Origin of the sequence: Polyangium mundeleinium (assembly GCF_028369105.1) — a bacterium.
GTDB lineage: Bacteria > Myxococcota_A > Polyangia > Polyangiales > Polyangiaceae > Polyangium > Polyangium mundeleinium.
Map to the genome: position 1 here is coordinate 3,564,182 of NZ_JAQNDO010000001.1, position 11,571 is coordinate 3,575,752.

Annotated in this window: 8 protein-coding genes; 3 read left to right on the forward strand and 5 right to left on the reverse strand. The window is 67.5% G+C overall.

The window, feature by feature from the left end; translation table 11 throughout:
* Positions 1-227 precede the first annotated feature (227 nt).
* Positions 228-623 (forward strand): YidH family protein, encoded by a 396-nt coding sequence (locus POL67_RS14355; RefSeq protein ID WP_271917915.1) that lies wholly within the window; start codon positions 228-230, stop codon positions 621-623.
* Between the two features lie 229 nt (positions 624-852).
* On the opposite strand, the gene POL67_RS14360 is transcribed toward POL67_RS14355, so the two are convergent.
* From POL67_RS14360 to POL67_RS14380, 5 genes are all read right to left on the reverse strand, one after another.
* Positions 853-2,103: a hypothetical protein gene (locus tag POL67_RS14360; protein ID WP_271917917.1), complete on the reverse strand. Its 1,251-nt coding sequence runs from the start codon at positions 2,101-2,103 to the stop codon at positions 853-855.
* The gene (locus POL67_RS14365; protein ID WP_271917918.1) at positions 2,100-2,762 is read right to left on the reverse strand and encodes a hypothetical protein; all 663 of its coding nucleotides are present in this window, start codon (positions 2,760-2,762) and stop codon (positions 2,100-2,102) included. The genes POL67_RS14360 and POL67_RS14365 overlap by 4 nt, the downstream gene beginning before the upstream one ends.
* A complete protein-coding gene (locus POL67_RS14370; protein ID WP_271917919.1) occupies positions 2,738-3,655 on the reverse strand; it encodes a hypothetical protein in 918 nt (305 codons plus the stop codon). The genes POL67_RS14365 and POL67_RS14370 overlap by 25 nt, the downstream gene beginning before the upstream one ends.
* 241 nt (positions 3,656-3,896) lie before the next feature.
* Positions 3,897-4,484 carry a hypothetical protein gene (locus tag POL67_RS14375; RefSeq protein WP_271917920.1) on the reverse strand — a complete coding sequence of 196 codons (588 nt, stop codon included), beginning with the start codon at positions 4,482-4,484 and terminating at the stop codon, positions 3,897-3,899.
* A 243-nt stretch (positions 4,485-4,727) separates the two neighbouring features.
* The gene (locus POL67_RS14380) at positions 4,728-5,327 is read right to left on the reverse strand and encodes a hypothetical protein (protein ID WP_271917921.1); all 600 of its coding nucleotides are present in this window, start codon (positions 5,325-5,327) and stop codon (positions 4,728-4,730) included.
* Between the two features lie 695 nt (positions 5,328-6,022).
* Here POL67_RS14380 and POL67_RS14385 point away from each other — a divergent pair.
* Positions 6,023-9,145: a DUF4215 domain-containing protein gene (locus POL67_RS14385; RefSeq protein ID WP_271917922.1), complete on the forward strand. Its 3,123-nt coding sequence runs from the start codon at positions 6,023-6,025 to the stop codon at positions 9,143-9,145.
* Between the two features lie 180 nt (positions 9,146-9,325).
* Complete coding sequence (locus tag POL67_RS14390; RefSeq protein WP_271917923.1) at positions 9,326-11,524, forward strand: sensor histidine kinase; 2,199 nt, start codon at positions 9,326-9,328, stop codon at positions 11,522-11,524.
* The last annotated feature ends 47 nt before the right edge of the window (positions 11,525-11,571 follow it).

Here is an 11,571-nt window from a genome sequence, read left to right on the forward strand (position 1 = left end):
CACGGGGTGACCGCCTCGGGAGACGGTGACCGGCGGGTGGAGCCACGGGGTGACCGCCTCGGGAGACGGTGACCGGCGGGGGTAGACACGTGGCGACCGCCTCGGCTGACGATGCCCGGCGGGTGTAGACACGTGGCGACCCCCTCGGGAGACCCCAGGAGCGGGCTCCTTTCGGCTTGCTGCCCCGCGTGGCCACGCGGCCGGAACGGTGATACGCGGGGAGGGCCATGCCCGAGCCGCCTCCGCGCGCCGATTACGATCTGCGGATCCCGCTCGCCGCCGAGCGCACGTTGCTCGCGTGGCTGCGCACGGGCCTCGCCATGATGGGGTTCGGGTTCGTCGTGGCGCGGTTCGGGATCTTCCTCCGCGAGCTCGCGGCGACCCGCAGCGCCCCACCGTCGCATTCTGCGCACATGTCCCAGGCGGTCGGCATTGCGCTCGTGGTGCTCGGCGTCGTCGTCAACGTCGTCGCGGCGCTCCAGCATGCGCGCTTCGTCGTTCGGTACAATCGCGGCGAGACGCCGCGCGCGCACCCCCTTTCGATGGGCGTGCTCCTCTCGGTCGTGCTCGCGCTGCTCGGGGGGGCGATAGCGGTGTACCTCTTGCGGCTCGAGTCGCCCTGAGCCGGGTTTCCTCGCAAAGCCGCCGCACCGGGGCGCTGCCCCGGACCCCGCGAGGGGCTGTCCGCCCCCTCGACCCCGGACCAGGCACGGCCTGGACCGAAGGTGGAAGAACTGCGCGATGCGCAGTTCTTCCAACGGGCCGGTGGCAAGACCACGGAGGGGGGTTTCAAGCTGGAGACGGGTACGTTGTCCGTTGAACCGTCAGCGCCGCCTTCTTGGCTGAAGGGTCTCAGCCTGCGCCTCTCGGCCGAATTCCAAGGAGCGCGAGCGCATTCGACCAGAGGGGCCAGAGCGTGCGGAAGGGATGCGTCGCGAGGAGGACGCCGCCGTTCGGGAGGCGGCGGACGTGGTAGGGGGCGTGCTGCTCGATCAGGCGCCGGTGTTCGACCGTGTGCAGGAGTTCGTACGTCGGCCCTCCTGAAAGCCGCGCTTCAATGGCCTGGCGGGCCAGCGGCTCGGCCGCGCGCCACTCGTCGTCCTGCAAGGCCGCCGCGGATGCTTCGAGGGCGTCGAGCAGAGCATTCGGCGGCGTCGCAAGGGCCCGCAAGACCTGCTCGCGGGAGAGCACCTCATCGCCGGGTCGGATCGGTCGCACGCCCTCGCGTGCAAACGGGGAGAAGGGTGGCCCACGGGGAGCATCTTTGCGCGCCATGTGGTCCTCCGCGTCGTGCTTCTGCACGCCCTCGAGCGAGGTCGCGATCCCGACGCGTGTGCCTTCGGGGGCGGCGAAGGCGCGCGCGGCGAGCTCGTCGAGCGAGAGGCCTACGAGGAGCCCCATCTTGTACCCGTCGTGGAGATGAATCCACGAGAGGGCGAGGTCTCGCGCGACGGCTGCGGCGTCGGCGTGGTATGTCGCGTTGGCCTCCAGGTGCGCTACCCAGGGGAAGCACATGGAACACGCGCCCGTCGTTACGAGCCCTGCGTCCGGCGCGCAGAGGCCGAGGAGGATATGCTCCACGTCGGCTTGCGTGTGGAACGCAATGGCCGCCGCCTCGATCGATGGGGCGTGCGGCCCCGCGCCTAGAAAGAAGTCGTAGCGGATGGGGAAGAAGTACGACGGATCGTACACCGAGAATTGCATCGGGACTTCCCACGTATATGTCTTATACGCCTCCCCGCGACTTTTGAGGCGTTCGTCAAGCCACTCTCCTGAACGTAGGGTGATTCCTGCGTAAGCCTCGATGGCGGCTGTCTTCTTCGTGAGATGCGCGCGCGCGAGCCGTCGCACGTCCTCGAGCGCGAGATCGTCGTGGGTCGTCTCCTTCGCGCGGAGCTCGCTGAGCTCCACGCCATAAGGCGTCCCCCGCTGATCGAGAGCCGCCAAGGCTGCCACAAAGGCATCGGCCCGGGCCTCCGGGGCACACCACGCGTAGAAGTACGGGCCGTCGCCTTCGTGCAGGACGAATCCGTCCGTCGAAAGGCGCTTCGCCCACAACGCCTTGATGTCCGGCTCATCGATCTCCAGGTCATCGCTCGTCATAGCTGGATCACCCGAATCACATGGCCCTCGATGCGCACCACTTCCTTGCCTTCCTCGGTCAACTTGATGAGGGTGTCGCCGATGACCTCATAGTTCTCGTCGTTCATCTTCGCTCCCTTCGTCATGATGAGTTCGAGGTGCGCGACATCGCCATGGAGATTCTTCTCCTTCAGCTTCTTCATCGCATTCCCCAGTTGCTGGACCACATCGCCGCCCTCCACGCGGCCGCTCTTCACCTCGCTCAGCGCCAGCATGTTCTCCTTCGTCACCGTGAGGTAATCCGGTGCCTTCGAAAGGTTGTTGCCGAGCCCGTTTCGGATACCGAGCACCCTCCGCACGGCCGGATCGCCCACGCCGAGCATCTGCCGTCCCTCCTGCTTGATCAAGTACACCCCCGCCTTCTGCTCGAACGTGTCGCCGACCGTCTTGGCGCTTTCCATCACGCCGCGAAGGTCCTTATACGACTCCCTCCGGGCTCCCTGCAACGCCTCCAGGAACTCGTCCGTGTACCCGACAATCCCCGCCGCGACAATCTTCGCCCCCGGCTTCACCCCGGCCGCTTTGATCCCAGCCCAAGCTTTCGTGATTTTCCCGAAGCCGAACCCCACCCCCGAGAAGACGCGCTCCTCCGTGGTCAGATCCTTCCCCCGGGCAAACACAAGAGCTTCCCCGTCACCGCCTCGCACAAATCGAGCGCCGGCCCCGCATACGGCACGAACCCAATCGCAATCCGCGACGACGCATGCACCAGCGTCTGCATCACCTCCGCATACGCCGCCGCCCCGTCCCCGACCGTCGACATCGCCCCGGCAAATGCCCGTACCGTCTCCATGAAGGAGCCCTTCTCCGGCCCGAGCGCGATCGCCTCCCATACGTTGAGGCTTTCCTTCATTTGCCCCGCGAGATCGGCGAAAGCATTCTTCAGAACGCCATCCACCTGCGTCCGAACATCCGGCGGGATCGGCGAATCCAGGAACCAATCCGACGCATCCATGTACTGACGCACGTACTCCGTGACGCGAATCTGCGCCTGCAAGAACGCGCTCGTCTCCGCCTGGGAGACGCTCACCCGCGCGGCCAGCGCCTTCTCGATCGCCGCGGTATTCGACCGCCACGCCCGCACGTTCGTCACGAAGTCCCCGCGCAGGATCACCTTGCCGCCCTGCACATCCTGCGACAGCGCTTCCATCACGGCATCCGCATACGCCGCATAAGGGTCCTTCCCCGGCTCGAACGCCCCCGCCGCGCCCGAGACGTCGGGCACCTCGACCCACGGCACCTCCGACGACGTCAGCGAATACTCCCACGGATCGTCCGGCGAAAACCCCGAGGCCTGCGCCTGCCCCGTCACGAGATCCGCCACCGCGTCCGCCTGCGCGCCGAAATGGTGGAGCAAGCTCGCGAGCTCGTCCTTCAGATCCTGCGCGCTCTTCTTCAGATCCGCGAGGAGCTGCTTCAGCGCTTCCCGCGTGGCCTCGTCGACCACGTCTCCATACCGCTCCAGAATCGCGTCGAGGTCGATCTCGCTGATCTCGTCGAGCGGCCGCGACACGAGGTCGTGCAATTCCGTGTCGAGCTGCTGGAGCAGATCGAGCCGCTCCGCGAGGTTCGCGGCCTTCGATGCGTTCTCGATGAGCCACTTCCGCTCGGCCGCGATCTCGACCTCCAGATTCGCGATGGCCTGCGCGAGCGGAGGGTTGATCTCCGAAAGCGAGAGCCCGACCTGCGTGCTGCCGCTGAAGGCGCCTTCCGGAGGCGCGAGCGGGAGCGGCAGCAGAATGCTCCCGGGCGAGCTACTTGGTCCGGCGGCGCAACCCGATACGATAGACCTCGCGGCCCTTGTGGTCCTTCACGAGCTCCCCGAACGTCTCGTACGCGTCGTCGGGCTCCTTGTTCACGAAGGTCACCCTGGGCTTCAAATCGTCCGGGTGCGGGACCTCGACAGAGACGAGAACGTGAAGCGCGACGGGCCCCGGCTCGGTGATCGACTTGTAGAGCTCCAGCCACGGATTCATGTATCGGCCTCCCGGGCCATAGCGGACATACGGCTCGTGAATCGAACCACCCACCTCCGTGAGGAACCACTCGCCTCCCGTCGCCTTGCGCATGACCTCGCCGGCATACGCGACGAGCCCCGGGAAGAGGTTGGGGATTTCGAGGATGCGCCTCTTGGGACGGACCTTCTTCAGGGCTTTTTCCACGAGGTAGAGGCTATCGAAGGAGCTGTCGAGAGATTCACGGGGGATTTTGAGGATCCGTGCGAGTTCGTCGACGAGCGAGGGCACGGCTTCGATGAAATGCGCGCCCTGGGGGAGATTGCCTTCCAGCATGTGAAAGGGGAGCTCGGGGGGGCGATTTCGCAACGCCTCGAGCTTCTCCATGAGTTCCTGGCGAGATGCGTAGAGGGTGCCGCGACCGCTCGGCTTCACTCGAAGAAGCTCACCCCTGTCAGAAACGTATGCCTCCCAGAGATACGGCTCGCAATTCTCGGGGTCCTGTGTCCAGTTCTGCTCGGCCAAGAGCGCCTGCACCTCGGACTTCGTGACAGACCAGCATTTGGCCCAGCCTTTTCCGTTGGAAGGACGACGAAGACGCGGGTCATTCTTCATGGGATGCCTCTCGACTCAGTGGGGGCGGGTATTGCCCGGAGTCCCGGGGTGACCGACGAGGCCGTCATCGAGGATCGGCTTGTCGAGCCCTCGGTCGCCCGAAGCGCGTAGCTTCTGAACGTAGAACGACGGGCCGTCGAGGGTGGGGGCAGGGAGCTGCTTGCCTTGAAGGACGGCTCCACAGTTCATGCACCAAGGGGGACCCACCTGGAGCTTGCCGCCCCCGTGGTCTCGGACCGCGGACACCCAGACCAGAATCTGATTGGAGGCAGCACGGACCCCGACGTCCGTGCCGATCGATGTGTCACCGGCCACGACGAAGTACAGCGAGGGATAGGCCCGATCGGGTCCCGTGGAGGAGGCCGCCGGCGACTTCGAGAGCGCGTCCAGCATCCCGAGGCTCTGGTACTGGGCATACTCGAGGTTGACAGTCCCTTTGACGGCCTTGACCTCCACGAACGTGCTCTCAGGGTGGGTGCTGATGACCGGCGGGAGGGGTCCGTGAAACCCCTGGATGGCGCCGGTCACGCCGTCGGGCTTGACGCCACGGAAGCGCTTGTCGCTCGCTTCCTCGCGCCACGCCGACGGGAACACCTTCCCGTTCGAGGGAAGCACCCTCGGCCCGCTCCGAGTACGTCCCTCTGGAACTGGAGCCCCACGGCCTGATTGTACGTGATTCCGGTGTAGTTGTTCGGGTTCCCGTAATACTCCCGCAGCTTCGCCGTCGTCACCATGTCGGAGAGCGCCGGCATGTCGTCGACGATGCACCCGGTCGTCGAGACGACGATCCCCACCCACCCGAGCGCGAACAGCACGAGCCGCGCGAACCTCCCCCACATCGGATGGGCAGACGTTGTTTGTCCGGGGTCGGACCCCTTTGCCGACCCTCGCCGCGCGGCTGTCTTGGTTGGCAGGGTCGCTGCCGGTCTTGACCGGGCCTGTTCGATGAGCTGCGCATCGCGCAGTTCATCGAGCCTGGGTCCAGCCCCTGGCTGGTCCGGGTGCAGGGGCGGACAGCCCCTGCTGGGGCCTGGGGCAAAGCCCCAGCTCCGCGCTTTCGCGAGGAGACCCATGCTCAGCCTGTAGCCCGGTTGGAATTTGCTGACGTTGCCCGACGCCGTACACGAGCCGTCGAGGCAAGATCGCGCCGCCCCGAAAAAAAATGCGACCTCGGGGCGGGCCGAGCATCCCCCAGGCGCTGGGCCTGTTGCGGGCGGCGCCGCGCGGTGCCGTGAACACGCCGACGCCCGGGGTAGACGAGCATGAACACCAGACATCGAACCCATACCTTTGCGAGCGCCCTGCATTGCATGGCGTTCGCCCTTGCGCTTACCGTCGCGCTGGTTTTCCCGCGCGAAGCACGTGCCGCGACGACCATCGCCGGCGGCACCATCGCCACCCAGACCTGGACCGCCGCGGGCAGCCCCTACAATGTCCAGGGGGACGTCACGGTGCCGAGCGGCGCCTCGTTGACCATCGAGGCCGGCGCTGTCGTGCGGTTCGCGAGCAGCGACGGGCAATCCGGCGGCACCGACACGGCCCGCATCGAGCTCATCGTGCAGGGGCAACTCAACGTCCAAGGCACGGCGGCGAGCCCCGTGCAGTTCATGGCCCAGAGCGGGACGGCCGTGGGCACGTGGTTTGGCATCCGCGCCGGTGCGGCGAGCGCCGTCACCATCTCCGGCGCGTCGATCGCCCATGCGAGGCAAGGCGTCACCTCGAGCGCGGCGGGCATGGGTCTCGCGGTCGAAGGCACCACGATCACCGCCACCACGTATGGCTTCTACCTCCTCGCCGGCACGCCGACGCTCACGAATGTGAGCGTCTCCGGCGGCTCGGTCGGCATCGACATCGCGGGGTCCGCCGCAGCGACGATCAACGGCTGCACGATCAATAACAATACCAACCGCGGCATCAGGATCTTGACGACGGGCGTGGCCGCGGTGAACACCATCAACAACTGCGTGGTCCGGAATAGCTTTTACGGGCTCGATCTGTCGGCGGAGTCGAACGGCATCTCGACGGTGAACATCACGGGCGCCACGATCCACCAGCAGTCCCGCGGCGTGTCCGTCTCCACGTCTTCGGGCGCATCGACGACGGTGAACCTCAAGAACTCGAACGTGACGGACAACACCACCGGCATCTACGGGGCGGGCGGCGCGGCGACGGTGAACGTCACGTATTCGAACGTCTGGGACAACACGACGAACTATTCGAATGTGACCCCCGGCCCGGGGTGCTTTTCGGCGAACCCGCTGTACGTGAACCCGCTGTCGGACCTGCGGATCACGTCGAATTCGCCGTCGAGGTTCGCGGGGGACGCGGGCCAGGACATCGGGGCGCTGCCGTACGTGAATGACGCGACGCCGGGGTATCACGGGACGCTCTGGACCGATACGACGCTGACCTTGGCGGGCTCGCCGTATACCGTCGCGGGGGACGTCACGGTGCCGCCGGGCCGGAAGCTCTCGATCGAGCCGGGCGTGGTGGTGAACTTCTCGAACGGCGACATCATGAAGGCGGGCACGGACACGGAGCGCGGCGAGATCCGGGTGCGGGGGACGCTGGAAGCCATCGGGACGGCGGCCGCGCCCATCACGCTGCGCGCCCTCGTGGCGGCAGCGGAGAACTGGTATGGCGTGCGGGTGCTGTCGGGCGCGACGGCGGCGACGCTGACGCACGTGAACGTGCGGTACGGGTACAATGCGATCCATTCGAGCGCCACGGGCGACGTGCTCGGGCTTTTGAACGTCACGACCGACACGTCGCTGAACGGCCTGCTTCTCGACGCGGGGGCGCCGCTCATCAAGAATTTCACGACCAAGAGCAACGATTACGGGATCCGCGTGGAGGGCAATGCGTCCCCCACCTTCTCGAGCCTGACCGTGAGCGACAACGAGTGGGACGGCGTGTTTTTCGTCCCGAGCAGCGGCCCCGCCACGATGACGATCGAGAACGGGCTCTTCCGCAACAACTTTGATAACATCAATCTTTACGCCACGAGCACGGCGACCGGCACGCTCAACGTGACGAACACGACGGTCCACGGTCCAGGCGGGTTCGGCGTGAGCCTGAGGGCGGAGTCGAATGCGACCGCGATCGTGAACGTCAAGAACAGCATCATCGTCGGGGTCACGACGGGCATCTACCGGAACAACACGACGGGCACGACGACGGCCACCGTCACGTACACGAACGTCCTGGCGACCTCGACGAACTACGACAAGGTGGTGGCAGGAACGGGCTGCATTTCGCAGAACCCGGGCTTCGTGAACGCGCCGTCGGACCTGCACCTGGCCATGGGCAGCCCGTGCATCGACAAGGGCACGTCGGTGGGCGCCCCCCTCACGGACCTCGACGGCAATACGCGGCCGCTCGACGGGGACGGCGCCAATGGCGCCGCGGTCGACATGGGCGCGTACGAGTTCGTGCCTCCCTTCTATTGCGGCGACGGCATCGTGACCGGCGCCGAGGAGTGCGACGACGGGAACGCGTCGAACACGGACGGGTGCCTCACGACGTGCAAGACGTCGGGCTGCGGCGACGGCTTCGTGCAAGCGGGCGTCGAGGAGTGCGACGATGCCAATGCGTCGAACGCGGACGCCTGCACCACGACCTGCAAGAATGCGGTGTGCGGCGACGGCTTCGTGCAGATGGGCGTCGAGGCCTGCGACGACGGCAATGCGTCGAACACGGACGCGTGCCTCGTCACCTGCAAGATCGCCGCGTGCGGCGACGGGTTCGTGCAGGCCGGCGTCGAGGCGTGCGACGACGGCAACCAGATCGACAATGACGCCTGCCGGAACAACTGCAGCCTGCCGGGCTGCGGCGACGGCGTCGTGCAAGCGGGCGAGGAGTGCGACGACGCGAACGCATCGAACAACGACGCCTGCACGAGCACCTGCAAGACGGCCAAGTGCGGCGACGGCCACGTGCAGACGGGCGTCGAGGCGTGCGACGACGGCAACGTGTCGAATGCCGACGGCTGCCTCACGACCTGCCTGTGGGCCAAGTGCGGCGACGGGTTCGTGCAGGACGGCGTCGAGGAATGCGACGACGGGAACACCGTCTCCGACGACGGCTGCGCGTCCGACTGCAAGACCGAGTCGATGGGCGTCGGCGGCGCGGGTGGTGCAGGCGGCGCAGGCGGTGCCGGTGGTGCTGGCGGCGCGGGTGGCGCTGGCGGTGCCGGCGGCGCAGGCGGTGCCGGCGGTGCCGGTGGCGCTGGCGGTGCCGGTGGCGCTGGCGGCGACGGTGGCGCTGGCGGCGACGGCGGCCTCGGCGGCGCAGGCGGCGACGGCGGTGGCGGGACCGACGGCAGCTGCGGCTGCCGTACCGTCGGCTCGACCGGCGACACGAGCAGCGGCCTCGTGCTCGTCCTCGGCTCCGCGCTGATCGCCCTGCGTCGCCGTCCGCGGCGCGCGGCCTGAAGCACCGCCGAGCGCACACAACTCGCGTGGCTGCGCACGGACCGCGCAGCCACGCGGGCGCGTGCGGAGCGGCGGCAGATCGTGAAGGTGACGCGTAGTCGCGCGGACCTACGATCGCGGCATGGGCCAGAAGGTCTCTTCGTCCGCATCCAAACCATTTTCGTCGATTGCGAAAGCGGCGTGGTCGCGGTCGGGCTGCGCCGCCGGCTCGTGAACATCCCGCCGGCGCGGACGTTCCTCGGCTGCGTCGTGCTCTTTCTGGCCTACTTCGGTCTCTCGGAAGCGAGCTACCTCTTCGTCTTCCCGCCCGCCAGCAATGCCGTGTTCTGGCTGCCCAGCGGCCTGACCATGGCCTGGTTTCTCCGCACGTCGCCGGCCCACTGGCCCGCGTGGCTCCTCGCCGTGTTTCTGGCCGAGGTGCTGGTCGTCTTGCAGCACGGGCAACCGCCCGCCCTGGCCATGGCCTGGGGCGTCGCGGGCGGTCTCTTGCCCTTCACGGGCGCCTCGCTCTTGCGCCGGCAGGCAGGCTCGGTGTTCGTGTTTCGGCGCCCCTGGGACGTCGCGTGTCTGGTGTTGCTCGGCGCCGCTGTCGGGGCGATTCCCGGCACGCTCGTCGCCGCGGCTGCGAGCGTCGTGTGGCTGGGCGACCCCTCGTTTTGGAAGGTGGCGATCGGGTGGTGGAGCAGCGATGCCCTCGGGGTCCTCCTGCTGTGTCCGCTGTTTCTGACCTGGACCGAGCCGGAGCCGGAGCCGGAGCCGTCGCGCTCCGGCCGCGCCGTCGAAGCCTCGAGCTTGCTCGTGATCCTGACGGGCGGGGCGTTTTGGGTGTTCGCCAGCGTGCGGCCGCGGGAGATCGAATCGGCGCTCCCGGCCCTCCTGTTTCCCCTGACGGCATGGGCGGCCATTCGTTTTGGACCCCGCGGCGCGACGGCGGCCACGGTCATCGTCGATTTCATGGCGGCATTGCACACGAGCCGTGGCCGCGGCCCCTTCGCCATGGGGAGCACGTCCGTGGCTGCGCGCGTCTTGACCGTGCAAACGTATGTCTCGGTCCTCAATGGGCTCGTCCTGCTCCTCGCCATGGTCGTCGTCGAGGAACAGAAGGCGCGCGCCGCCGCCGAGCGGGCGGAGCAGCGCATGAAGTTTCTCGCCACGGCCTCCGAGATCCTGTCGGAGTCGCTCGATTTCTCGACCCGGTTCGCCGCGCTGGCGCGGCTTTGCGTGCAGTCGATGGCGGACTGGTGCGTGATCGACGTCGTGGGCGAGGGGGGCGTGGTCCAGCGCCTCGGCGGCGCACACCGTGAGCCCGGGAGCGAGGCGCTTCTCCGTCAGCTCGAGGAGCAATACGCGCCCGACGCGACCTCCCCCCACCCGGCCGCCGAGGTCCTCCGCACGGGGAAGCCCATGCTGCTGCCTCTGCTCACCGACGAGCTCCTTCGAGCGCACGCCGTCGATGACGAGCATGCACGCCTGATCCGGGCGCTCGGCACGTGTTCGGCGATGGCCGTCCCGCTCTCCATCCGCGGACAGACGCTCGGCGTGCTCTCCCTCGGCTGCGCGGCGCCCGGCCGGCATTACAGCACCGCCGACCTCGAGCTCGCGACCGAGCTCGCCCGCCGCGCGGCCATTTCCATCGACAACGCGCGTCTCTATCGTGACGCGCAGGGGGCCATCCGCCTGCGCGACGAGATCTTGTCCATCGCGTCGCACGAGTTGAATACGCCGATGACGAGCCTGAAGCTCGACGTGCAGACGCTGAAGCGAGTCACCGCGCAATCGGGCGAGGCCTTGCCGCCGTCCCTGACGCGGGTCGAGCGCCAGGTCAAAAAACTCGCGCGCCTGATCGAGGAGCTGCTCGACGTCACGCGGATCACGACCGGGCGCATGCATTTGCAGATCGAGGACGTCGATCTCCTGGCCGTCGTCCGTGACGTCACCGAGCGCTTCACGGAAGACTTTTCCCGGGCTGCCTGCTCATTGACGCTGCACGCCGATCAACCGCTCGTGGGGCGCTGGGATCACATCCGCCTGGAGCAGGTCGTCACGAATCTGATCTCGAATGGGATCAAGTTCGGCTCGGGTCGTCCGATCGAGATCTGGGTGGGCGAGGCAGACGGAGCGGCGCGGCTCACGGTGCGTGATCATGGCATCGGCATTCCGCCCGATCGCCTGCCGTACATCTTCGAACGCTTCGAGCGGGCGGTCTCGTCGCGCGCGTATGCCGGTCTCGGGCTCGGGCTCTATATCGTGCGATCCATCGTCGAGGCCCTCGGCGGCTCGATTCGTGTCGAGAGCACGGTGGGCAGCGGAACGGTCTTCACGGTGGATCTGCCTCGCGCCGGGCCCCCGCGCGCCTCCGGAAAGGAAGGCGAGGGCTGAGCTCGGCGCCCCGAGGCCCGGGGCTCGGTTGCCGGAGGGAAAAATTC

Bases quoted from the DNA above. Each gene is read 5' to 3' on its own strand.
- POL67_RS14360 (WP_271917917.1), bottom strand. From the start codon at position 2,103: ATGACGAGCGATGACCTGGAGATCGATGAGCCGGACATCAAGGCGTTG.
- POL67_RS14375 (WP_271917920.1), bottom strand. From the start codon at position 4,484: ATGGAGAAGCTCGAGGCGTTGCGAAATCGCCCCCCCGAGCTCCCCTTT.
- POL67_RS14385 (WP_271917922.1), top strand. From the start codon at position 6,023: ATGGCGTTCGCCCTTGCGCTTACCGTCGCGCTGGTTTTCCCGCGCGAA.
- POL67_RS14355 (WP_271917915.1), top strand. From the start codon at position 228: ATGCCCGAGCCGCCTCCGCGCGCCGATTACGATCTGCGGATCCCGCTC.